A 23,646-nucleotide genomic window follows, 5' to 3' on the forward strand; every position below is an offset into this window, starting at 1 on the left:
TTCAGGAGCTACCGATGAGTGCCATTACCGACATTTTCGCCCGCGAAATCCTCGATTCGCGCGGCAACCCCACCGTAGAATGCGACGTGCTGCTGGAAAGCGGCGTGATGGGTCGCGCCGCCGTACCCAGCGGCGCTTCCACCGGCTCGCGCGAAGCGCTGGAATTGCGCGACGGCGATGCCGCCCGCTATCTGGGCAAAGGCGTGCTCAAAGCCGTTGAAAACATCAATAACGAAATCGCCCAGGCGCTGATCGGCATCGACGCTTCCGAGCAGGGCTACATCGACCGCATCCTGCTTGATCTGGATGGCACCGACAACAAAGGCCGTCTCGGCGCCAACGCCACGCTGGCAGTCTCGCTGGCCGTTGCCCGCGCCGCCGCCGAAGACGCCGGCCTGCCGCTCTACCGCTACCTGGGCGGCGCCGGCCCGATGGCGATGCCGGTACCGATGATGAACGTCATCAACGGCGGCGAACACGCCAACAACAGCCTAGACATCCAAGAATTTATGATTATGCCCGTTGGCGCCCAGTCCTTCCGCGAAGCGCTGCGCTGCGGCGCCGAAGTCTTCCACGCGCTGAAAAAACTGTGCGACAGCAAAGGTTTCCCCACCACCGTCGGCGACGAAGGCGGTTTCGCCCCCAATCTCGGCAGCCACCAAGAAGCGCTGGAGCTGATTCAGGAAGCGGTTGCCGCCGCCGGCTACACCGTCGGCGAAGACGTGGTATTCGCGCTCGACTGCGCCTCCAGCGAGTTCTACCGCGACGGGCGTTACCATCTGTCCGCCGAAGGTTTGGCGCTCTCCAGCGCGGAATTTGCCGACTATCTGGCCGATCTGGTGGAAAAATTCCCCATCGTTTCCATCGAAGACGGCATGGACGAAAACGACCGCGACGGCTGGAAACTGCTCACCGCCAAACTCGGCGGCAAAGTGCAGCTGGTGGGCGATGATCTGTTCGTTACCAACCCCGCCATCCTCGCCCAAGGCATCAAAGACGGCATCGCCAATGCCCTCTTGGTAAAAGTGAACCAAATCGGCACCCTGAGCGAAACCCTGCAGGCCGTCGATCTGGCCAAGCGCCACCGCTACGCCAGCGTGATGAGCCACCGCTCCGGCGAAACCGAAGATTCCACCATCGCCGATCTGGCCGTGGCCACCAACTGCATGCAGATCAAAACCGGCTCGCTCTCGCGCTCCGACCGCATGGCCAAATACAACCAGCTTCTGCGCATCGAAGAAGAGCTGGGCGATGTCGCCTACTACCCCGGCCGCGAAGCCTTCTACCAACTCAAAGCGTAACTGTTTTTCAGGCTGCCTGAGCCTGCGGTTTTTTCAGGCAGCCTGAAAACGAAAGGCACACCGTGAAATACATTACCTTCATCCTGCTGGCCATTCTCGGCGGGTTGCATTTTCAAATCTGGAAACCCGGCGGCCTGCGCGCCCAATACGCCGAAGCCAGCGCCCAAGCCGCCGATTTTGCCAGCCGCAACGAAGGCGCGCGCATCAACAACAACATCCTGCGCGCCGAAGTCGAAGACCTGAAAAACGGCTACGAAGCCGTAACCGAACTGGCCCGCTTCCAGCTGGGCTATATCCGCGACGGCGAAATCTACTACGACTTAAGCCACGGCGAAGAGCCATAAACACCCGCCCGCAGCAGCCGCGTGCCAACGGCAAACAACCCAAAGCAGCCTGAAAAGCCCTTGCGCTTTTCAGGCTGCTTTTTCGTTGCAGTTTCAACAGCAGAATCTGCGTTAATGTCGGCATTATGCAACGCTTTGATTGCGGTTTTTGTTGCCCAAAACGCCTAAAACGAAAGCAAAATGCGTTTTATTTGCAAGATGTTTGCGCGGCATCAAACAAAACGGCTCCCACCTGCGGTTTAGCGGTGGCGCAACATAACGGCCGTCCGCATAATCGCCGTTTTCCAACCCCGCAACCGCAAAGGAGCTTTAATGAAACTGCGTCTGTCCCTGCTGGCCGCACTGTGCGCCGCTTCCCTTTCCACCGCTGCTGCCGCCCATTCGGGCTGGTCCTACACCGGCGACGACGGCCCCGAACACTGGGGCAATCTGAGCCCAGCCTACGCCACCTGCCAGAGCGGAAAAAACCAGTCGCCGGTGGATTTGGCCGCCGGTTCGGCCACCGCGGTCAACCGCACCGCCTTTCGTTACGGTCCGATGAACTACAGCGTGGAAAACAACGGCCACACCATCCAGGCCACACCCGCCGAAGCCAACCAGTCGCTGAAGCTCGGCGGCAAGACCTTCACCTTTAAGCAGTTTCACTTCCACACCCCCAGCGAGCACACTTTCGACGGCAAATACTTCCCGATGGAAGCGCATTTCGTCCACCAGTCCGACAGCGGCGAATTGGCGGTGCTGGGCGTGATGTTTGTCGAGGGCAAAGAAAACCCCGCGCTCAAACCGCTGCTGGCGCAGCCGCTGAAAGCCGGCGAAAAAGCCGAGCTGGCCGATAAACTTGACATCATGCCGATGTTCCCGCGCGGGCAGAAGCACTACCGGCTCAACGGTTCGCTGACCACCCCGCCCTGCAGCGAAGGCGTGAACTGGATCGTTTTCAAACATCCGGTCAGCGCCAGCAAAGCACAGCTTGAAGCCATGCGCGCTATGATCGGCCACGACAACAACCGCCCCGTGCAGCCGCTGAACGCGCGGATTGTGGTCGAGGAATAAAGCGCCGCTTAACGCGGCATCCGGCCGCCGGAGCCCCTGGCTTCCGGCGGTTTTTTGTCTGCCGGTTTTTCAGGCTGCCTGTCAGTCAAAAGCAGCCTGAAAAGCAAAAAACAAAACATTCCAAACAAAACTTAGCAAAATCCGCCACAAAAAGTATAATCGCAATCGCTTCTTATATTATCAACCGAATTATCGGATGATTGTCCCGCTTCCCAAACCCAACACAAGGAATCTCCATGAAAATCCTCCGCCCCCGCAGCCGTCCTACTCTGATTGCCCTGGCGCTGGTGCCGCTGTTTGCTTTCGGCCAGGACGCGACCGAACTCGAAACCGTCAAGGTAACCGGCTCGCGCCCCGAATCGCTCAACCAAGGCTATTCCACCGACGGCACATATGCGCCGCTGGGCATCGGCATGACCCTGCGCGAAACGCCGCAAAGCGTGAGCGTAACCACCTCCAAACAGATGGAAGACTGGAAACTCGACAGCCTGCGCAAAGTGATGGAGCAGACCAACGGCGTCACCGTGAAAAGCGGCAGCGGCGGCAGCGACCGCTATGCCGGGCTGCACTCGCGCGGCATGGAAGTGAAAAACTTCCAGATGGACGGCGTGCCCTACCGCAGCTCCGGTTTCAGCAAAGACTCGTGGACAGGCTGGGGCGGCGTGGATACCCGCGCGCTCGACCGCGTGGAAGTGCTGCGCGGCGCGTCCGCCCTCTTGGGCGGCACGGGCGATCCCTCCGCACAAGTGAGCCTCGTGCGCAAACGTCCCACCAAAGACTTCAAAGCCGAAATCAGCACCGAAATCGGCAACCACAGCCGTTGGGGCGTGAACGGCGACGTTTCAGGCAGCCTGAACGCCGAGGGCAGCCTGCGCGCTCGCATCGTGGCGGGGCACGAGCGTAGCGGCTACATGATTGAAGACGCAAAAATGCGCAACAGCAGCCTCTATGCCGTGGCCGAATGGGATGCCGCCCCCGCCACCACCCTCTCCGTCGGCACCCAGCTGCAAAACCGCCGCGAAACCGACACCCCCATCTTCCTGCCCACCGCCTACGACAGCGAAGGCTACCCGCTGAAAAACGAAATCAGCCGCCACGCCAACAATTCGCCCAAAGGCACATCCTACAAATACAGCAGCCGCAACGTGTTCGCCGAAGTACGCCACCGCTTTTCGCCCGACTGGAAAACCAAGCTCGAATACAACTGGACGCGCAACACCATACACGACCGCCAAGGCTACGCGGCGATGAAAACCGACCACGACACCCGCCAAATCGACCTGCTCGAAACCGATTCGAGCGAAAAAAGCACCACCCACAGCTTCGCCGCCTCGGTGGACGGCAAATACAACCTTCTCGGCCGCAAACACGACATCCTGTTCGGCATCAGCGGCTTCAACACCAAAAACCGCGCCCCCAGCCGCTTTGCCCGTTACGACAACGCCTTCGGCCTGCACGACTTTCTAAACAACCGCAGCCTGCGCCCGGCCAACCCCGTACCCGACGCGGAATACACCGCCGACGACGACATCCGCGCCCGCCAGTTCGGCGGCTACTTCGCCACCCGCTTCCGCCCCACCGAACGCCTCGCCCTCATCGGCGGCGCACGCTACAGCCGCATCACCATGCAGAAAGCCGAACACGTCGCAGGCACAAACGAAAAAGTAAGCCGCAGCAAAGCCACCCCCTACATCGGCGCGGTGTACGACCTCACCGACCAACTCTCCGCCTACACCAGCTACGGCACCTCCTTCGAGCCCGTGTTCGACAAAGGCCAAGACGGACGCTTCCTCAAACCCACCACCGGCCGCAACATTGAAATCGGCCTCAAAGGCGAATTTTTCGACCAACGTCTCAACGTCTCCGCCGCCCTCTTTGACACCCGTAAAAACGGCATGCCCAAATACGTGGAAAGCGGCGACTACTACGTTTCCGAAGACAACATCCGCACACGCGGCTTTGAAACCGAAGCCGCCGGCCGCATTAACGACAACTGGTTCGTCAGCGCAGGCTACACCGTGCAAAACCGCAAAGGCGGCGAAGACTCCTACGAAGCCGACCTGCCGCGCCACCAAATCAAACTCGCCACCACCTATGATTTGAACGAGCGTCTCACCCTCGGCGGCAGCCTGCGCTGGCAGAGCAAAACCAGCAACATCAACAAAAGCGCGCTGGCCGACGAAAACGACGCTCCCTCGCTCGAACGCGCCCGCAAGTCTGCCACCCAGAAAGCCTACACCCTGGTTGACCTGATGGCCGCCTACCGCATCAACAAAAACGCCGAAGTTACGCTCAATATCAACAATCTCTTCAACACCCGTTACCGCACCCTTTCCACCTTCCTTGCCTACGGCGAAGGGCGCAATGCGGTGCTGGGATTCAAATACCGCTTCTAAACGGCAAAAAAGCAGCCTGAAAACTTTTAGCTTCGCAACTCCGCTACGCTACACAGGCTGCTTTTTTGCATCCGCACCACCGCATCTGTTTGAATCTATCTGCGGGAACTGCATCCCAAGCCGTGCGGCACAAAGCAAAGGCAGCCTGAAAGTTTTCAGGCTGCCTTTGCGTGCCGATGCCGGCGCAGTATTTGGCTTAGTGGTTTACCGAAGTTTCCACGCCGCCTTTGATTTCGCCGTACACCTCGTTTTGTGCCTGCGAACCCTGCGCGGCACAGGCGGCAAGGGTGGCGGCGGCCAGCGCCAGTACGGCCAGTTTTTTCAGTGCGTTCATGTCGTTTCCTTTCTGTTTGAAGGGCGGTTGCAAAGCGCGGATTATATTTCAGGCTGCCGGCCATGGCAAAAAGCAGCCTGAAAGCCGCCGCCACCGCTTTCAGGCTGCTTTTTGCCGCGGACTCAGCCGCGCCAGAAGCCCTGTTTTTTCAGAAAGGCCGCCAGCCGCTCGGCAAACAGGGAGTAACCGCGCGCGTTGGCGTGGATGGCGTCGGACCTTAAATCGGCGTCGCTGAGAATGTCCGCCCAGCCGCCGGCAAACAGCGGCACGCGGTATTCGCCGGCCAAATCGGCGTACAGCGGATGGTCGGACAGGCTGCCGACCAGCGCGCCGAGACTGGGCTGCGGCTCGGCAATCAGTACCAGCGGCACGCCGGCGGCCTGCACGGCGGCGATGGTGCTGCCGATGTGGCGGCGGGTTTCGGCTTCGGCAACGCGGCGCAGGAAATCGTTGCCGCCGATGCCCAGCAGCACCAACTTGGGCGACTGCTTCATCAGCGCCGGCAGCCGCGCCAGCGCCTGCTGCGAAGTGTCGCCGGACACGCCGCCGTTAATCAGCTGCCAGCCGGTCAGTTCCGACAGCTTGCGCGGATAGGCGGCTTCGGGCGGCGCGCCGTAGCCGTAGGTCAGCGAGTCGCCGAGCGCCAGCACTGTTGCGCCGCGCGGCAGGGCGCTGTGCTTGGCGCCGCGGGCGCAGGCGGCCAGCAGCAGGGCGGCGGTGCCGAACAGAAATTGGCGGCGGGTGGGAAGCATGGTTTTCCTTTTTGGAAGCAGACACAGCGCTTATTCGGGTAATGGAACATTCATCGCTTTAAGCCGTTTACGTGCAACTTCTAATTGTTCTTCAGTAAAAAGTGCATTCCACGGCTCACATAACACCAAATATTCCATACTGATTTTTAAAGCATCATATCCACCAGCAAGAAATAACTCCGTAAACCCATCGGATGGTTTTGCAGCTGCAAGCAATTTATCGGCAGCCGCTTTTCCACCTTGCTCACAAACCATCTGCTTGAATCTGGTTGCGCGATAAGGCTTGGGCAAATCGAGTGCTTTATCGTAAATAGCCAGCATGGCTGCATGAAATTTTTGCTCTAGATCCGTTTGGGTCATTTTATGTTTCCTTTGTAAACGTTAATGCGCTTTCAGGCTGCTTGAACGTTGCCGGAAGCCGTCAGACTTCTTCGTCCTGCAGATTGAGTTTTTTCAGTAGGGCGTCGGTTTTGTCGGGGTCTTCGTTGCGGGTCAGGCGCAGGATGTCGTGTTCCAAATCGGCGATGCGGCTGTGCAACACCACGTCTTTCACCGCCAGCAGGTTGCTGCTGTTCATGGAAAAACGGCGCAGGCCGAGACCGAGCAGCAATCGGGTGTAGCGCGGGTCGCCGGCCATTTCGCCGCACACGGATACCGGCTTGCCCATGCGGTTGGCGGTGCGGATGATGTGGGCGAGCAGGCGCACCACGGCGGGGTGGGCGGGCTGGTAGAGATAGGCGACGGCGTCGTCGCCGCGATCGACCGACAGGGTGTATTGGATCAAATCGTTGGTGCCGACGGATACGAAGTCGAGATATTTGAGCAGGCTGGACACGGTGAGTGCGGCGGACGGGATTTCGATCATGCAGCCGACTTCGATGTCGCCGAAGGCTTCGCCGCGCTCGGTGAGCTGGCGGCGGGCGGTGTCCAGGTGGATCAGGCTTTGTTTGAGCTCGGACAGGCTGGAGATCATCGGCCACATCATTTTGATTTTGCCGAACACGGCGGCGCGCAAAATGGCGCGCATCTGGGTGCGGAACATCACCGGCTCGGCGTGGCACAGACGGATGCCGGTCAGCCCCAGCGCGGGGTTGGCGGCGGCGTTGGGCGTGCCGTGGCCGCCGAACCAGCGCGGGTTTTTATCCACGCCCAAATCGACGGTGCGGATGGTGCATTCTTTGCCTTTGAGTTTTTTAACGGTTTCGGCGTAGGCGTGAAACAGCTCGTCTTCGTCGGGCAGGTTGTCGCGGTTGAGATAGAGAAACTCACTGCGCAGCAGGCCGACGCCGTCGGCGCCGAGTTTGAGCAGGTTTTTGACTTCGCCGGCGCTTTCGATATTGGCCAAGAGTTCGATCTCTTCGCCGTCGAGCGTAGTGGCGGCGGTATTTTTGAGTTTGTTGAGCTGGCGCTGGCGGCTCTTGTATTCGCGCAGCAGGCGGCGGTATTCGGCGAGCACGATTTCGTCGGGCTCGATAATCAGGGTGCCGGTGATGCCGTCCACCACCACCCATTCGTGTTCGCTGATCAGCGCACGGGCGTTGCCCAAACCGATTACCGACGGAATGTTCAGGCTGCGGCCGAGTATGGCGGTGTGGCTGGTGGCGCCGCCGGCGTCGGTTACGAAGCCTTCGATGCGCTGGTCTTTGAAATAAACGGTATCGGCGGGGGAAAGGTCGTGGGCGATCAGAATGGTGTCGTCCAGCAGATTGGCATCGAGATTGATTTCGGTGCTCTGGCCGGCCAGGTTTTTCTGGATGCGCTCGACCACCTGCAGCATATCCTGCTTGCGGGTGCGCAGGTATTCGTCGCCGATGTCGTCAAACTGGCGGCTTAAGCGCTCGGTTTGGATGCTCAGCGCCCATTCGGCGTTGATCTGGCGCTCGAACAGAATATCCACCGGCTCGCGCGACAGGGTAACGTCGGCCAGCAGCATCAGGTGCAGCGAGATAAAGGCGCCCAGCTCGGTGGGGGCGTTTTCGGGAATGGCGCTGCGCAGCTGCTCAAGCTGGCGGCGGGTGGTTTTGACCGCGGCTTCGTAACGCTCGGCCTCCGCCGCCAGCGCCTCGGGCGGCAAATCGAGCTGCGGCACTTCGGCCACCCCGCGCCGCACCAGATGGGCGCGGCCGATGGCGATCCCGCCGCCTGCGGCATAACCGTGCAGCACAATCACCTTATTCTCCTTCGCCGAAGAAATCGGCCACCAGCTCGGTCAGTTCGGCCATCGCCTGCGCTTCGTCGGCGCCGTCAGTTTCGATTTCGATGGTGCTGCCCTGCGCCGCCGCCAGCATCATCAGCCCCATAATGCTTTTGCCGTTTACCCGCTTGCCCTTGCGGCTGACCCACACTTCGGCGGCAAAACGGCCGGCAGTTTGGGTGAACTTGGCCGACGCGCGTGCGTGCAGCCCGAGTTTGTTGACGATTTCGACTTCCTGTTTGAGCATGGCCGTTACCTTTGGTCTGCGGATGGGAACTGTGCTTTCAGGCTGCCTGCGCGGCGCGCTGCCGCAGGCAGCCTGAAAGGCGGATGCGCCCGATTATATAGCGAAGCGCGGCGGCGTGCTAAAATGCCCGCCTTTTACCGACGCGCCTTTTTTCAGGCTGCCTGAAACCCGCACCCGCCATGTCCTACCAAGTCCTCGCCCGCAAGTGGCGCCCGAAAACCTTTGCCGATTTGGTCGGCCAGGAACACGTTGTCAAAGCCCTGCAAAACGCGCTCGACAAAGGCCGCCTGCACCACGCCTATTTGCTCACCGGCACGCGCGGCGTGGGCAAAACCACCATCGCCCGCATCCTCGCCAAAAGCCTCAACTGCGAAACACCGTCCCACGGCGAACCCTGCGGCCAATGCCCCTCCTGCACCGCCATCGACCAAGGCCGCTTTGTCGATCTGCTCGAAATCGACGCCGCCAGCAACACCGGCATCGACAACATCCGCGAAGTGCTGGAAAACGCCCAATACGCCCCCACCGCCGGCAAATACAAAGTCTATATCATCGACGAAGTGCACATGCTCTCCAAAAGCGCCTTCAACGCCATGCTCAAAACGCTGGAAGAGCCGCCCGGCCACGTCAAATTCATCCTGGCCACCACCGATCCGCACAAAGTCCCCATCACCGTCCTTTCCCGCTGCCTGCAGTTCGTGCTGCGCAATATGACGCCCGCCCAGGTGTCCGGCCACCTTGCCCGCGTGCTCGACAGCGAACAGATCGCCTACGACCAAGCCTCGCTCGCCCTGATCGGCCGTGCCGCCAACGGCTCGATGCGCGACGCCTTAAGCCTGCTCGACCAAGCCATCGCCATGGGCAGCGGCAGCGTTTGCGAAGCCGACGTGCGCCAAATGATCGGCGCCGCCGACCGCCGCTACCTTTACACCCTGCTCAATGCCCTGGCCGCGCGCGACGGCGCCGCCATGATTGCCGAAGCCCGCCAGATGGCCGCCAACGCCGTCGGCTTCGACGGCGCCCTGCACGATCTGGCCGCCCTGCTGCAGCAAATCGCCCTATTGCAAACCATACCGCAGGCCGCCGACAGCAGCGATCCCGAACACGCCACCCTATCCGCCCTTGCCCAACAGTTCAGCGGCGAACAAATCCAGCTTTACTACCAATGCCTGCTCCACGGCCGCCGCGACCTGCCGCTGGCGCCCGACGAATACGCCGGCTTCGTGATGACTCTGCTGCGCATGCTCGCCTTCGCCCCCTTCGCCGCCGAAGCCGTGCCCGCCGGCAGCCGTATCGAAGGCGTCGGCACCGCGCCTGCTCTGCCTGCCGCAGCCGCAGGGCAGCCTGAAAGCCCCCAAGCATCTGTTCAGGCTGCCGCAGAACAGACTAAGCAGCCTGAAAACGGTTTTCAGGCTGCCGCTGATGCCGATACCTCCGCGCAGGCTGTTTCAAACACCGAAGCCGCCGCCGTAGGTCGGATTCTTGAATCCGACAAAACCGCTGCCAAGCAGCCTGAAAACAGCGAAGCCGCCGAACAGCGGCAAAACTTTCAGGCTGCCGCAAAACACAAGGCGGACGCCGTAAGCGCAAAGCAACCTGAAAACCCCGTTCAGACTTCCGGCAATCAGGACGACACCCCGCCGTGGGCAGACGAAAGCAGCCTGAAAGCCGAGAGCGCCGTTGTCGAACCAGCCGAAGCCGCCGTTCAGGCTGCCGCCGAATCCGTCGAACCCAAAGAGCAGATTTCCGAACCCGCCGCGACCGCCGCTACTCCAAAGCAGCCTGAAAGCCCTGCCGATGCGGTTCAGGCTGCCGAAGATACCGCCGCGACCGCAGCCCCGCCCAAACGCAAAAGCCGCAGCAAAAAAGCCGCGACCGAAGCCGAAGCACCAAAGCAGCCTGAAAACAGCTTTCAGGCTGCCCCAAGCCTTGATGCAGCTTCCGGCGATGCAGCTCGGATGCCCGAAGCCGACAACACCGGTACTGCCGGACAAAAGCAGCCTGAAAGCGCCGCGCCGATGCCCGAATTGTCGGCTGCCAATTGGCCGCTGATTGCCGAGCGCATCGGCTCGCAGGTGGCGGCGGCGCAGATGCTGCTGCGCCATACGGCGTGGGTGGCGCTGGAAAACGGCGTGCTGCATCTGTCGCTGCGGCAGGACAAGGCCAATGCCGTGGTGCGTAAAAAAGAGTATTTCGACCGCATCGCCGCCGCGCTCACCCAAGCCTACGGCCGGGATTTCGCCATCCAAACCCAAGACTGGCAGGACGGCCAAGGTTGGGAAACGCCCGATATGTATGCCGATCGCCGCAAGGCGGAAGACCGCGAGCGGGCGCGCACGCTGCTGGAGCAGGACCCGACGCTGCGCCAAATCCAAGAAACCTTCGGCGCCAAATGGCAGGAGCAGTCGCTGACGCTGCTTGCCGAGCATCCCGCCTAAACGGCAGCCTGAAAGCCGCTGCGGCCGTTTTCAGGCTGCCTGCGGCATCCGCATCCCCCTGTAAAAAGGAAGCAAGCCATGACCATTATCGTAACCGGCGCCGCCGGCTTTATCGGCAGCAATATCGTCAAAGCGCTGAATGAGCGCGGCATTACCGACATCGTGGCGGTGGACAATCTCAGCCGCGCCGAAAAATTCCGCAATCTGGCCGACTGCGACATCCTGCATTATCTCGACAAGCACGAGTTTATCCGCCAGGTGCGCGAACACATCCTGCCCTACCGCGACATCCGCGCCGTTTTCCATCAGGGCGCCTGCTCCGACACCATGAACCACGACGGCCTCTATATGATGGACAACAACTACCAGTACAGCCTCGATCTCTTGGACTGGTGCCAGGACGAGCGCATCCCGTTTCTCTATGCCTCCAGCGCGGCGGTGTACGGCGGCGGCGGTGTGTTCAGCGAAGCGCGAGAATACGAAAGCCCGCTCAATGTGTACGGCTACTCCAAATTCCTGTTCGACCAGGTGGTGCGCCGCCGCAGCGCCGCCGGCCTGAGCGCGCAGGTGGCGGGTTTTCGCTATTTCAACGTGTACGGCGCGCGCGAGCAGCACAAAGAGCGCATGGCTTCGGTAGCCTTCCACCATTTCCACCAGTACCGCAAACTCGGCCACGTTACCCTGTTCGGCGGCTGGGACGGCTATGCCGACGGCGCGCAGAGCCGCGATTTCGTCAGCGTGGAAGACGTGGTCAAAGTGAATCTGTTTTTCTTCGACCATCCGGAAAAGTCCGGCATTTTCAATCTCGGCACCGGCCGCAGCCAGCCGTTTAACGATTTGGCCGCCGCCACCGTCAATGCCTGCCGCGCCGCCGAAGGCAAGCCGCCTTTGAGTTTGGACGAGCTGGTCAAAGAAGAACTGATCCGCTACTCCCCCTTCCCCGACGCGCTCAAAGGCAAATACCAAAGCTACACCAAAGCCGACATCTCGCGCCTGCGCGATGCCGGCTACCAAGACAGCTTCTACAGCGTGGAAGAAGGCGTGTCGCGCTATGTGCAAACCCTGCTGGCGGCAGCCTGAAACCCCTGCGGCAGCCTGAAAAACGCCTTTCAGGCTGCCTGAAACCCCGTTCCCGAAACCCGACATGACCGATATCGAAGCCTTCGCCAACCGTTTGGGCAAAAACGCCCGCCACCTCATCAAATGGGCGCGCCGCAACCAAATCGAAGCCTGGCGGCTTTATGACCGCGACATCCCGCAGTTTCCGTTTGCCGTCGATGTGTACGGCGAGCGCATCCACCTGCAGGAATACGACACCGGCTGGAAGCTGCCGCCGGCAGACTACCGCCGCTGGCTCGACGATGTGATTGACGCCGTTGCCTTTGTCAGCGGTTTTGACCGCGAAGCGGTGTTTCTCAAACAGCGCGCCCGCCAGAAAGGGACGCAGCAGTACCAGAAAACCGGCAGCGACGGCGAAGACTTCACGGTGGCGGAAAACGGCCGTCGCTTCTGGGTTAATCTCGGCAAATATCTCGATACCGGCCTGTTTCTCGACCACCGCAACACCCGCGCCCGCGTCGGCGCCGAAGCCGAAGGCAAGCGCTTTCTCAACCTGTTTGCCTATACCGGCAGCTTTACCGTGTATGCCGCCACCGGCGGCGCGGTTTCCAGCGAGAGTGTTGATTTATCCAACACCTATCTCGAATGGGCGCAGCGCAATTTCGCTCTCAACGGCATCGACGCCGAGCGCCACCGCACCGTGCGCGCCGATGTTTTCCAATACCTGCGCGACGCGCAAACGCAAAACAAGCGCTTCGATCTGATCGTGCTCGACCCGCCGAGTTTTTCCAACAGCAAAAAAATGGCCGGCGTGCTCGACGTGCAGCGCGACCATACCGCCCTAATCGACGGCGCCATGAGCCTGCTCGATGCCGGCGGCACCCTGTATTTTTCCAACAACCTGCACAGCTTCCGCCTAGACGATGCACTGGCGGCGCGCTACCGCATCAGCGATTTGTCGCACCAGTCGGTTCCCGAAGATTTCCGCAACCGCAAAATCCACCGCTGCTGGCGTTTTCAGGCAGCCTGAAAACGCCAAACGCACTTTCCACCCGCTTTTTCCTCCCACACACAGGACACCCGCCATGAGCGAACACCATTTACGCAACAATCCCTATAAAGTCGCCATCGCCGCGATGGTCGGCACCGCCATCGAGTTTTACGACTACTACATCTACGCCGCCGCTGCGGTGCTGGTGTTCAACACCCAGTTTTTCGACGAAAGCGATCCCCAAGTCGCCACCATCCTGTCGCTTTCGACGCTGGCACTGGCCTTTTTCGCCCGCCCCATCGGCTCGGCGCTGTTCGGCCACTTCGGCGACAAAATCGGGCGCAAAAAAACCCTGGTCGCCTCACTGCTGACCATGGGGCTGTCCACCGTCGGCATCGGCCTCTTGCCCAACTATAACGACATCGGCATCGCCGCACCGCTGCTGCTGTGCCTGTGCCGCGTCGGCCAGGGCATCGGGCTGGGCGGCGAATGGGGCGGCGCGGCGCTGGTCGCCACCGAAAACGCGCCCGAAGGCAAACGCGCCTGGTTCGGCACCTTCCCGCAGCTGGGCGCGCCCATCGGCCTTTTGATGGCCAACGGCGTGTTCTTCGCCATCAGCGCCGCCATCGGCCACGAGCAGATGGTTGCCTGGGGCTGGCGCATTCCCTTTATCGCCTCGCTGGTGCTGGTGTTCGTCGGCCTGTGGATGCGGCTGAGCATGCACGAGAGCCATGTTTACCGCGAAGCCGAAGCCGAAGGCAAAACCAAGGCCGCGCCGGTGCGCGAAGTGTTCGCCCGCCATTGGAAGCCGGTGTTGCAGGGCACCTTTATCATGGTGGCGACTTATGTGCTGTTTTACATTATGACCACCTTCGCCCAAGTCTATTTCAAAACCCCCGCCACACTTTCCGCCTTCGGCCATCCGAAGGGGCTGGGGCTGCCGGCCAACACCTTTACCGGCTTTCTGATGATTTCCGCCGTAGTGTTCGGCGCCGCCATCAGCTTTTCCGGCGTGCGCGCCGACAAAATCGGCCGCCGCCGCTTTTTGATTTGGGTAACCGCCGCCATTCTCGTGCTCGGGCTGGCGATGCCGCTGTTTCTCACCAACGGCACGCCTGCCAGCGTTTTCGCCTTCCTGATGATCGGCATGCTGCTGATGGGGCTGACCTTCGGCCCGATGGCCGCCCTGCTGCCCGAACTCTTCCCTACCGAAGTGCGCTACTCCGGCGCCTCGCTGGCCTACAACTTCTCCGCCATCATCGGCGCCTCGATCGCCACCCTGGTTGCCATCAAGCTGAACGAACACTACGGCATCGCCGGCGTCGGCATCTATCTGGCCATCAACTGCGTGCTGACGCTGGTTGCGCTGATCAGCACCCACGAGACCAAAGATGTGGATCTGACCGAAACCAAATAAAACCGCCGCTTTCAGGCTGCCTGCCCAAACCAAAAAAGCAGCCTGAAAACCCGTCCGGACGATTGGACAAAAGCAGCCTGAAAACCCCAGCAAAAGGTTTTCAGGCTGCTTTTGCCTTGTTAAGCTGCTTTTGCCCTTGTCAATAAATGCCGTCATTCCCGCGCAGGCGGGAATCTTGTTTGGTACCCAACAATGTTTTAAGAAACAAAATCTTGTTAAAGTCCCGGTAAGATTCCCGCCTACGCGGGGGGAGCGTAGCGGACTTGCGCAAACTAATGACGGTGGTAGTGGTTTCGCCAAAGCAGCCTGAAAGCCCAAACAAAGGCAGAAAACCCAAACAAAGGCAGAAAACCCAAACAAAGGCAGCCTGAAAACGGTAATTCACGTTTTCAGGCTGCCTTTGGTTTTGCGTTTGAATCGGGGGTACAGGCCGGACGGTAAGCCGGGTTCTGTCGTCGGACAGTCATTCATCTAGGCGCACCGTTGCCGGTGTGCTCGAGCAACCTACCCGAACGCTCGGCGGGCCGCGTCTGTGCGTTCTGTTTGGTCTTGCTGCGGATGGGGTTTGGCCTGCTGCGCCTTGTTGCCAAGTGCACGGTGCGCTCTTACCGCACCTTTTCACCCTTGCCTGTGCCGCCTTTTCAGGCTGCCATCGGCGGTTTTGCTTTCTGTTCCACTTTCCGTCGCGTTGCCGCGCCCGGCCGTTAGCCGGCATCCTGCCCTGTGCAGCCCGGACTTTCCTCCCCGTATGCCTTACGCGATACGCGGCGACTGTCTGTCCTGCCTGTACGGCGGCGGATTATAACAGAGCGACCGGCAGGCAGCCTGAAAACCTTGCGCCCTTTTTTCAGGCTGCCTGCAAGCAAAAAACCGCCCTTTCCTGCTGGCGGAAAGGGCAGTTTGACATGCCGGCGCGGCGCGGATGCTTATTTGCCGACTTTGATTTTCTGCCACAGATTGGTGGTCAGTTTTTTCGCTTCGTTGTCCATCTGCGGCATCACGAAACCGTTGGCCACGTCTTCGGCGTTCGGGAAAATCGAACGGGTGGCGACCAGCTTGGGATCGAGTTTGTCGCGGGCGGGCAGGCTGGCGGGGGCGAAGGTTACGGCGGCAGCGTTTTTCGCCGCTACTTCGGGATCCAGCGTGTAGTTGATGTATTTGTGGGCGTTGGCAACGTTTTTGGCGTCTTTCGGAATCACCCAGGACTCAACCCAGAAGCCCATGCCTTTGGGGGTCAGCACTTCGATGCCGACTTTGCTGCCGGCTTCTTCGGAGCGGGCTTTGGCCATGTTCAGATCGCCGCCGTTGCCGGCTGCCAAACAGATATCGCCGCGCGCCAGCTCGTCGATGATGGACGGGCTGTAGCGTTTGATGTCGGGACGGATGGCTTTGATCACTTCGGCTGCGGCTTTGATGTCTTCGGGATTGCTGCCTTTGGGGTCTTTACCCAGATACTTGAGCACAATCGGGAACATTTCGCTGGGGGTGTCCCACAGGGCGATGCCGCACTGCTTGAGCTTGTTGGTATATTCGGGTTTGAACATCAGATCCCATTCGTTTTCCGGCAGCTTGTTGCCGAGAATTTCGCGGCCTTTGGCGGTAATCGCCAGCGTATTGACGCCGGAGAAATAGGGCACGGCGTATTCGGTGGCCTGCGGGTCGGCCTCTTCCAGCAGCTTGAGCATGGCGGGGTCGATGTTTTTGTAGTTCGGGATCAGGCTTTTGTCGATCTTCTGATAAGCACCGGCTTTAATCTGGCGCGGCAAAAAGGCAACGCCGGGCACGCCCAAGTCGTAACCGGATTTGCCGGTCAGCATTTTGGCTTCGAGCTCTTCGTTGTTTTCGTAGGTGGTGTAGGTCAGGTTGAGTTCGTTTTTCTCTTCGAAGTCTTCAACCGTACTTTCGTCCACATAGTTCGACCAGTTGTAAATATTCAGATCGTTGGTGGCGGGCAGATTGCTCGCGGCGCCGGAAGCGGCGCTGCCGGAAGCGGCAGGAGCGGCGGTATCGGCGGCCTGCTGTTGCGATTGTTCGCCGCAGGCGGCCAGCGAAAGCAGCACCAGGGTGCTAATCAGGACTTTTTTCATTTATCTTCTCATTGAAGTAGGGTTGACGGGGCGCGCATTGTAAGGTTTTGGTTTTTCATAATCAATACGCTGCGCGCTATTTTTTCCGCCGACTATGCCGCCGCAAAGCCCGTGCGGCTTGAAGCGGCAGCCTGAAAACGGTAAACTGCGCACTTAATTGAATAAAGCAATCGAACCATGCAAGCTGCTTTCAACTTTAAATCAACCCGGCTAGATGCCCTTTTGGTGCAGCCGCAAAGCAACGATGCCGCCGCCCTGGCGGCACAATGGCAGCAGCAGGCCGACAAATACCGCACTTTCGCCGCCATGCCGCTGGTGCTCGATCTCGACGCGCTGGCCGATGCGGAAAAACTCGATATCGCCGCCGTCTGCGCGCTGTTTAAACAGCACGGCTTCACGCCGGTGGCGCTGCGCCACAGCAAGCGCGACTGGGAAAAAACCGCCGCGGCAAACCATCTGCTGTTTGTGGCGGCAGACAAAGCGAAAGCCAAAGAGCAGGCACAGCAGCCTGAAAACAGCGAAGGCGCAAACGAAAGCCAAAACGCAGCCGCTGCCCAAGGGCAGCCTGAAAGCGCAGCGCAAGATGCCCCCGAGCAGCCTGAACAAGATCAGCCCAAACCAAAGCAGCCTGAAAAAACCGCCGCACCCGCGCCGCGCAAAACCGTTGTCGTTTCCGCGCCGGTGCGCACCGGCCAGCAGGTGTATGCCGAAGGGGCGGATCTGATTGTGCTGGGCATGGTCAGCGAAGGCGCGGAAGTGATTGCCGACGGCAACATCCATATTTACGCCCCCCTGCGCGGCCGCGCCCAAGCCGGCCAGTCTGGCGACAAAAGCGCGCGCATTTTCGTGCAGTCGATGCAGGCCGAGCTGGTATCGGTGGCCGGCATCTACCGCGTTTTCGAGCAAAAACTGCCGCCGCACCTGCACCGCCGGGCGGTGTGCGTCGAGCTCGAAGGCGGCGAACGCCTGGCGGTACGCGCCATCGACGCGCAATAGTTTTCAGGCTGCCTTTTCAGGCTGCCCGAGCCATTCATCCATCCCATCTGAAACAGAAAGAAGGTAAAGCAAGTGTCGAAAATCATCGTAGTAACTTCAGGAAAAGGCGGCGTGGGCAAAACCACCACTTCCGCCAGCATCGCCAGCGGTCTGGCGCTGCGCGGCCACAAAACCTGCGTCATCGATTTTGACGTCGGCCTGCGCAATCTCGACCTGATTATGGGCTGCGAGCGCCGCGTGGTGTACGACTTGGTAAACGTTATCCAAAAAGAAGCCACGCTCAACCAGGCGCTGATCAAAGACAAGCACTGCGACCAACTCTTCATCCTACCCGCATCGCAAACCCGCGACAAAGACGCGCTCAACAAAGAAGGCGTCGAGCGCGTGCTCAACGAACTCACCGGCGAGCTCGGCTTCGAATATGTGGTGTGCGACTCGCCCGCCGGCATCGAGCAGGGCGCGCTGATGGCGCTCTACTTCGCCGACGAAGCCATCGTTACCACCAACCCCGAAGTCTCCAGCGTGCGCGACTCCGACCGCATCTTGGGCATTTTGCAGAGCAAATCGCGCAAAGCCGAACAGGGCGCCACCGTCAAAGAGCATCTTTTGATTACCCGCTACTCGCCCGAGCGCGTGGAAAAAGGCGAAATGCTGTCGGTGCAGGATATTCAGGACATCCTGCGCATCCCGCTGTTGGGCGTGATTCCCGAATCGCAAAACGTGCTGCAGGCATCCAATGCCGGCACACCGGTTATCCACCAGCAGGATGCCGTAGCCGCCGAAGCCTATAAAGACGTGGTGGCGCGCCTGTTGGGCGAAAACCGCGAAATCCGCTTTCTCGATGCAGAGAAAAAAGGCTTTTTCAAAAAGCTGTTCGGAGGATAAGCCATGTCCCTGATCAATATGCTGTTTGGCAAAAAGCCCAAGTCGGCGCAGGTTGCGCGCGACCGCCTGCAGATCATCATCGCCCAGCAGCGCAGCGACCGCAGCAGCGAAAACACCACGCCCGACTACCTGCCCACTCTGCAGAAAGAGCTGTTGGAAGTCCTGTCCAAATACGTCGAAATCAAGCTGGAAGACATCAACATCTCCCACGAAAAGCAAGACGGCGTGGACATGCTGGCTTTGAACATCACGCTGCCTGAAAACAAAAAAACCGAAAAAACCGAGAACCCCGCATGACCCTGACCGAGTTGCGCTACATCGTCGCCGTGGCGCAGGAAAAACACTTCGGCCGCGCCGCCCAGCGCTGCCACGTCAGCCAGCCCACCCTCTCCATCGCCATCAAAAAGCTGGAAGAAGAGCTGGCGGTGTCGCTGTTTGACCGCAGCAGCAACGAAGTCCTCACCACCGACGCCGGCGAGCGCATCATTGCCCAGGCGCGGCGCGTACTGGAAGAAGCCGACGTCATCCGCATGCTCGCCACCGAAGAGCAGAACGAATTGGCCGGCCCGTTTAAGCTGGGGCTGATTTTCACCGTCGCCCCCTACCTGCTGCCCAAGCTGATACTCGCCCTGCGCGACACCGCGCCCAATATGCCGCTGATGTTGGAAGAGAACCACACCGCCGCGCTTACCGAAATGCTCAAGCGCGGCGAACTGGACGCGTTGGTGATCGCCGATCCCTATCAGGAACCCGGCGTCGAAACCGTGCCGCTGTACGATGAGCCGTTTTTCGTGATCGTGCCCAAAGGCCATCCCTTTGAAGAACTGGATTCGGTGAGCACCGCCGCGCTGGCCGAAGAAAACGTGCTGCTGCTCACCGAAGGCAACTGCATGCGCGACCAAGTGCTGGGAAGCTGCAGCGAGCTGGCCTCCCGCCAGCGCGTGGCCGGCCTGACCAACACCCTGCAGGGCAGCTCGCTGAACACCATCCGCCACATGGTCGGCAGCGGCTTAGGCATCAGCGTCCTACCCTCCACCGCGCTCACCGAAAACGACCACATGCTGTTTTCCATCGTCCCCTTCGACGCCCCCGCACCGATGCGGCGCGTGATGCTGGCCTACCGGCGCAACTTCGTCCGCCCCAAAGCCCTGACCGCCATCCGCGACGCCGTGCTGCGCTCCCAGCTCTCCGGCGTGCGCTTCATCCGCAACGAAGACCAAGACTGAATTTTTCAGGCTGCCTTAAAACTACAGGCAGCCTGAAAAGCCGTTTGCGCGATAAAATTGCCCCACATCAGAAAAAACACCGGCAAAACGCAATAAAATCCCACACCAACCCTGCCCCAAGGCAGCCTGAAAACCACTACCCGAACCACCGACCATGAGCCAAAACCACCTGACCGACGACGTCCGCATCAACTCCCTGACCGAGCTCTTGCCCCCCATTGCCCACCTGTACGATCTGCCCATCAGCGAAGCCGCCGCCGAGCTGGTGGTTTCCACCCGCAAAGCGATTGCCGACATCCTGCACCACGGCGACAAACGCCTGCTCGTCATCATCGGCCCCTGCTCCATCCATGATCCCGCTGCCGCCCTCGAATACGCGCAAAAACTGCTGCCGCTGAAAAAGCAGTACGAAAAAGAGCTGCTGATCGTGATGCGCGTATATTTTGAAAAACCGCGCACCACCGTCGGCTGGAAAGGCCTGATCAACGACCCCCATCTCGATGGCACCTTCGACATCAACTTCGGCCTGCGCCAGGCGCGCCAGCTTTTGCTCACGCTCAACGACATGGGCATGCCCGCCTCCACCGAATTTCTCGACATGATTACCCCGCAGTATTACGCCGACCTGATTTCCTGGGGTGCCATCGGCGCGCGCACCACCGAAAGCCAGGTGCACCGCGAACTGGCCAGCGGCCTGTCCTGCCCCGTCGGCTTTAAAAACGGCACCGACGGCAACCTGAAAATCGCCATCGACGCCATCGGCGCCGCCAGCCACCCGCACCACTTTTTATCCGTAACCAAAACCGGCCACTCCGCCATCGTCCACACCAACGGCAACCCCGACTGCCATGTGATCCTGCGCGGCGGCAAAGAGCCCAACTACAGCAGCAGCCACGTCCAAGCCGCCCGCGAGCAGCTAGCCAAAGCCGGACTCGATGCCAAGCTGATGATCGACTGCAGCCACGCCAACAGCAATAAAGACTACACCCGCCAGATGATCGTCGCCCAAGACATCGCCGATCAGCTCAAAAACGGCGAAGACGCCATTATGGGTGTGATGGTCGAAAGCCACCTGGTCGAAGGCCGCCAGGACAAACCCGAAACCTACGGCCAAAGCATCACCGACGCCTGCATCGGCTGGGACACCACCGAAGCGCTGCTCGCCCTTCTGGCCGACGCCCAGCGCAGCCGCACCGCCGGTTAAACAGCGCCCCGCCCGTTTTCAGGCTGCCTTATCGTTTTCAGGCAGCCTTTCTTGCAGCCGCCCACCCCGCCTGCCATAAGGAAAGCCCATGAACAAAGCCGCCGTACGCGCCATCATCCTGCTTGCCGCCACCGCCGCCCGCGCCGAGCTGTATCCCGAAGAAAATTCCCGCGACTATACCCAAGAATGGGGGCAGGCCTTTTACCGCAACCGCCTGGTCGAAGCCACCGGCGCGAGCGAAAAGCTGCGCGAAGTGTTCAGACTGGCGCAAGACCAAAGCCACGGCATCACGGTTTCGCTGAGCGCCGGCAAGTTCTACACCGTTTTGGGCAGCTGCACCCGCTTTTGCAGCGCCCTGACCGTCGCCATCAAACGCGCCGACGGCAGCACCGCCGCACAAAGCAGCAACGGCCTTTCGCGCGCCATGCCGTTTTTGGAATGGCAGGCCGAGAGCAGCGGCCGCTACACCATCGAAACCACCGCCGACCAATGCACCGCCGTCCGCTGCAAAGCCGGCGTGCAGCTTTTTGAAAGCGACAAGCCCATCGACAGCAAAACCGCCCTCGAGCGCCCCTCCGCCTGGGAAAACAGCCACTAAACATCCGTTTGCCCCGTCCCAAAGGCAGCCTGAAGCAGGTAGCTTGGGTTGCTAAACCCAACATTTTCAACGTCCAAAGATTTTGTTGGGTCTCGACCCAACCTACGCTCCTGGAAACCCAAAAGCAGCCTGAAATCCCCTTCCCCAAACCACCCGCCCAACCATGCCCGCCCCCTTTATCCTTTTCGACAACGCCCGCGACCACACCGCTTTTCTGCTGCACGGCTTTGTCCGTTGCGACACCCTCGCCCCCGCCGCGCTCGACACGCTAGACGGTTTGCTGCAGCGTGGCTGGTGCGACGGCCTGCACGTCGCGGTGCTGGCGGACTATGAATTCGGCCTGCCGCTGCAGCGCCTGCCCGAGCGCGCCGGTGTTGCCGGCAGCCTGAAACTGCTGTGGTTCGCCCACCGCGACGAAATCGCCGATGCCGACAACTGGCTGGCGCAACAGGGCGGCAGCGAGCCGGCCGGCATTGTTTCGCCCGAACTCAACCGCACGACAGCGCAGTACCGCCAAGACATCGCCGCCATTCAGGCTGCCATCGAGCGCGGCGACTGCTACCAAATCAACCACACCCTGCGCCTGAAACTGGCCGCCTACGGCTCGCCCGCCGCACTCTACCGCCGCCTGCGCCAGCCGGTGCCCTATGCCGCGCTCGCCCGCCTGCCCGCTGCGGCCGGCCTGCCCGACTGGCTGCTGTGTTTCTCGCCCGAGCTGTTTCTGCGCATCGCCGCCGACGGCACCGTCGCCACCGAGCCGATGAAAGGCACTGCGCCGATTGTCGGCGACGGCCGCGATGCCGAACGCGCCGCCGCACTGGCCGCCGATGCGAAAAACCGCGCCGAAAACACCATGATTGTCGATCTGCTGCGCAACGATTTGGGCAAAATCGCCCGCATCGGCGGCGTGTCGGTGCGCGACGCGTTCAAAGTCTCCGCCTTCGGCAGCGTGTGGCAGATGACCAGCACCGTGCGCGCCGAACTGCCCGCCGCCACCCGCGCCGCCGACATCGTCCGCGCCGCCTTTCCCTGCGGCAGCATCACCGGCGCGCCCAAACGCAAAAGCATGGAAATCATCGGCGCCCTAGAAGACAGCCCGCGCGGTCTGTACACCGGCACTCTGGGCTATTTGAACCCCGAAGCGGACAGCGCCTTGGGCTTTTCAGGCTGCCTGAACGTGCTGATCCGCAGCCTGGAATTGTCCGCCGACCCGCAATCGGCATGGCCGTGGCGCGGGCGCTACGGCGTGGGCAGCGGCATCGTTGCCGACAGCGCCGCCGATAACGAATACGCCGAATGCGGCTGGAAAGCGCGTTTCGTCGCCGCCCTGCCGCCCGAGTTCGGGCTGTTTGAAACCATGCGCGCCGAGCACGGGCACATCGCCCTGCGCGCCCAGCATCTGGCGCGGCTCGCCGCATCGGCGCAAGAGTTGAACATCCCCTTTGACATTCAGGCTGCCGCCCGCCTGCTCGATGAAACGCTGGCGGCACACGCCGGCGGCGTTTTCCGCATCAAGCTCGAACTCTCGCCGCAAGGCAGCCTGAAAGCCGCCGCTGCGCCGCTGGTCGCTTTTCAGGCTGCCTTAAACCCGCCCACCGCCGATACGCCGCCTACCGGCAACACGGTCAAACTGCTGCTGTCGCCGCAGCCGCTGCCCGAGCGCGACCCGCTGCGCCGCCACAAAACCACCCGCCGCGCGGCGTTCGATGCCGGCTGGCGGCAGGCCGAAGCGGCCGGCGCGTTTGATATGCTGTTTTTCAACCAAAACGGCGAACTGTTGGAAGGCGGGCGCAGCAGCATCCTGGTCAAAACCGACGGCCGCTGGCTGACCCCGCCGCTGGCCGCCGACATTCTCAACGGCATCGCCCGCCGCCAAGCGCTCGCCGCCGGCGTAAGCGAAACCCCCATCAGCCGCGACATGCTGCGCCGCGCCCAAGCCGTACGCGCCGGTAACGCCCTGCGCGGCTGGCTGGACGCCGAAATCATCTGGCCGCCCGAAAACGCTTAGGCGCCCGCCGGCCGCATCTGCTACCATCCGGCTGTTTTTCAGGCTGCTTTCCGTTCCCTAAAAGCAGCCTGAAACCCTGTAAATACCCGATATTATTTTTTGAACCACCATCCGAA

At 60.8% G+C, this 23,646-nt stretch carries 21 protein-coding genes and 1 other RNA gene; 15 read left to right on the forward strand and 7 right to left on the reverse strand.

Annotated features, from left to right (window positions below; genetic code table 11):
- The first annotated feature begins 14 nt into the window (after positions 1-14).
- The 4 genes from eno to OP500_RS10490 all read left to right on the forward strand — a co-directional run bounded on the left by eno (position 15) and on the right by OP500_RS10490 (position 5,094).
- On the forward strand, positions 15-1,301 hold the full coding sequence (gene eno, locus OP500_RS10475; protein ID WP_274070916.1) for a phosphopyruvate hydratase: 1,287 nt from the start codon (positions 15-17) through the stop codon (positions 1,299-1,301).
- Between the two features lie 62 nt (positions 1,302-1,363).
- Complete coding sequence (locus OP500_RS10480; RefSeq protein WP_238746306.1) at positions 1,364-1,645, forward strand: septum formation initiator family protein; 282 nt, start codon at positions 1,364-1,366, stop codon at positions 1,643-1,645.
- A 312-nt stretch (positions 1,646-1,957) separates the two neighbouring features.
- Positions 1,958-2,698: a carbonic anhydrase gene (locus OP500_RS10485; RefSeq protein ID WP_238746307.1), complete on the forward strand. Its 741-nt coding sequence runs from the start codon at positions 1,958-1,960 to the stop codon at positions 2,696-2,698.
- 236 nt (positions 2,699-2,934) lie between these two features.
- Positions 2,935-5,094, forward strand: coding sequence for a TonB-dependent siderophore receptor (locus OP500_RS10490; protein WP_238746308.1), 2,160 nt, complete (start codon positions 2,935-2,937; stop codon positions 5,092-5,094).
- A gap of 196 nt (positions 5,095-5,290) precedes the next feature.
- Here the strand turns inward: OP500_RS10490 and OP500_RS10495 are convergent, their stop codons facing one another.
- The 5 genes from OP500_RS10495 to OP500_RS10515 all read right to left on the reverse strand — a co-directional run bounded on the left by OP500_RS10495 (position 5,291) and on the right by OP500_RS10515 (position 8,621).
- On the reverse strand, positions 5,291-5,428 hold the full coding sequence (locus tag OP500_RS10495) for a hypothetical protein (RefSeq protein WP_274070917.1): 138 nt from the start codon (positions 5,426-5,428) through the stop codon (positions 5,291-5,293).
- Between the two features lie 122 nt (positions 5,429-5,550).
- Positions 5,551-6,180 (reverse strand): GDSL-type esterase/lipase family protein, encoded by a 630-nt coding sequence (locus tag OP500_RS10500; RefSeq protein WP_274070918.1) that lies wholly within the window; start codon positions 6,178-6,180, stop codon positions 5,551-5,553.
- 30 nt (positions 6,181-6,210) lie between these two features.
- On the reverse strand, positions 6,211-6,540 hold the full coding sequence (locus OP500_RS10505; RefSeq protein WP_274070919.1) for a hypothetical protein: 330 nt from the start codon (positions 6,538-6,540) through the stop codon (positions 6,211-6,213).
- Between the two features lie 61 nt (positions 6,541-6,601).
- Positions 6,602-8,350, reverse strand: coding sequence for a phosphoenolpyruvate--protein phosphotransferase (gene ptsP, locus OP500_RS10510; RefSeq protein WP_274070920.1), 1,749 nt, complete (start codon positions 8,348-8,350; stop codon positions 6,602-6,604).
- 1 nt (position 8,351) lies between these two features.
- The gene (locus OP500_RS10515) at positions 8,352-8,621 is read right to left on the reverse strand and encodes an HPr family phosphocarrier protein (protein ID WP_274070921.1); all 270 of its coding nucleotides are present in this window, start codon (positions 8,619-8,621) and stop codon (positions 8,352-8,354) included.
- Positions 8,622-8,800: 179 nt separating this feature from the next.
- On the opposite strand from OP500_RS10515, the gene dnaX reads away from it, so the two are divergent.
- The 4 genes from dnaX (at position 8,801) to OP500_RS10535 (ending at position 14,526) form a co-directional block, all read left to right on the forward strand.
- Complete coding sequence (gene dnaX, locus OP500_RS10520) at positions 8,801-11,059, forward strand: DNA polymerase III subunit gamma/tau (RefSeq protein ID WP_274070922.1); 2,259 nt, start codon at positions 8,801-8,803, stop codon at positions 11,057-11,059.
- A 78-nt stretch (positions 11,060-11,137) separates the two neighbouring features.
- Entirely contained in the window at positions 11,138-12,139 is a 1,002-nt protein-coding gene (rfaD, locus tag OP500_RS10525) for an ADP-glyceromanno-heptose 6-epimerase (RefSeq protein ID WP_238746316.1), read from the forward strand.
- A 64-nt stretch (positions 12,140-12,203) separates the two neighbouring features.
- Positions 12,204-13,148: a class I SAM-dependent methyltransferase gene (locus tag OP500_RS10530; protein WP_238746317.1), complete on the forward strand. Its 945-nt coding sequence runs from the start codon at positions 12,204-12,206 to the stop codon at positions 13,146-13,148.
- A gap of 55 nt (positions 13,149-13,203) precedes the next feature.
- Positions 13,204-14,526 carry an MFS transporter gene (locus tag OP500_RS10535; protein WP_238746318.1) on the forward strand — a complete coding sequence of 441 codons (1,323 nt, stop codon included), beginning with the start codon at positions 13,204-13,206 and terminating at the stop codon, positions 14,524-14,526.
- A gap of 422 nt (positions 14,527-14,948) precedes the next feature.
- Here OP500_RS10535 and rnpB read toward each other — a convergent pair.
- An RNA gene (gene rnpB / locus OP500_RS10540) (RNase P RNA component class A) lies at positions 14,949-15,313 on the reverse strand.
- A 139-nt stretch (positions 15,314-15,452) separates the two neighbouring features.
- Complete coding sequence (locus OP500_RS10545; RefSeq protein WP_238746319.1) at positions 15,453-16,613, reverse strand: extracellular solute-binding protein; 1,161 nt, start codon at positions 16,611-16,613, stop codon at positions 15,453-15,455.
- 177 nt (positions 16,614-16,790) lie between these two features.
- Between OP500_RS10545 and minC the strand changes: the two genes are divergently transcribed.
- The 7 genes from minC (at position 16,791) to OP500_RS10580 (ending at position 23,530) form a co-directional block, all read left to right on the forward strand.
- Positions 16,791-17,609, forward strand: a complete 819-nt coding sequence (gene minC / locus OP500_RS10550) for a septum site-determining protein MinC (protein WP_238746321.1) — start codon at positions 16,791-16,793, stop codon at positions 17,607-17,609.
- Positions 17,610-17,681: 72 nt separating this feature from the next.
- Positions 17,682-18,494 carry a septum site-determining protein MinD gene (gene minD / locus OP500_RS10555; protein WP_238746322.1) on the forward strand — a complete coding sequence of 271 codons (813 nt, stop codon included), beginning with the start codon at positions 17,682-17,684 and terminating at the stop codon, positions 18,492-18,494.
- A 3-nt stretch (positions 18,495-18,497) separates the two neighbouring features.
- Positions 18,498-18,791 carry a cell division topological specificity factor MinE gene (minE, locus tag OP500_RS10560; RefSeq protein ID WP_238746324.1) on the forward strand — a complete coding sequence of 98 codons (294 nt, stop codon included), beginning with the start codon at positions 18,498-18,500 and terminating at the stop codon, positions 18,789-18,791.
- Positions 18,788-19,720 carry a LysR substrate-binding domain-containing protein gene (locus tag OP500_RS10565; protein ID WP_238746326.1) on the forward strand — a complete coding sequence of 311 codons (933 nt, stop codon included), beginning with the start codon at positions 18,788-18,790 and terminating at the stop codon, positions 19,718-19,720. Before minE ends, OP500_RS10565 begins: the two co-directional genes overlap by 4 nt.
- 154 nt (positions 19,721-19,874) lie before the next feature.
- Entirely contained in the window at positions 19,875-20,924 is a 1,050-nt protein-coding gene (gene aroG, locus OP500_RS10570) for a 3-deoxy-7-phosphoheptulonate synthase AroG (protein WP_238746327.1), read from the forward strand.
- 88 nt (positions 20,925-21,012) lie between these two features.
- Positions 21,013-21,522 (forward strand): hypothetical protein, encoded by a 510-nt coding sequence (locus tag OP500_RS10575; protein ID WP_238746328.1) that lies wholly within the window; start codon positions 21,013-21,015, stop codon positions 21,520-21,522.
- A 163-nt stretch (positions 21,523-21,685) separates the two neighbouring features.
- Entirely contained in the window at positions 21,686-23,530 is a 1,845-nt protein-coding gene (locus OP500_RS10580; RefSeq protein ID WP_274070923.1) for a bifunctional anthranilate synthase component I family protein/class IV aminotransferase, read from the forward strand.
- The last annotated feature ends 116 nt before the right edge of the window (positions 23,531-23,646 follow it).

The organism is Kingella sp. SNUBH-2017, assembly GCF_028680565.1.
GTDB lineage: Bacteria > Pseudomonadota > Gammaproteobacteria > Burkholderiales > Neisseriaceae > Kingella_D > Kingella_D pumchi.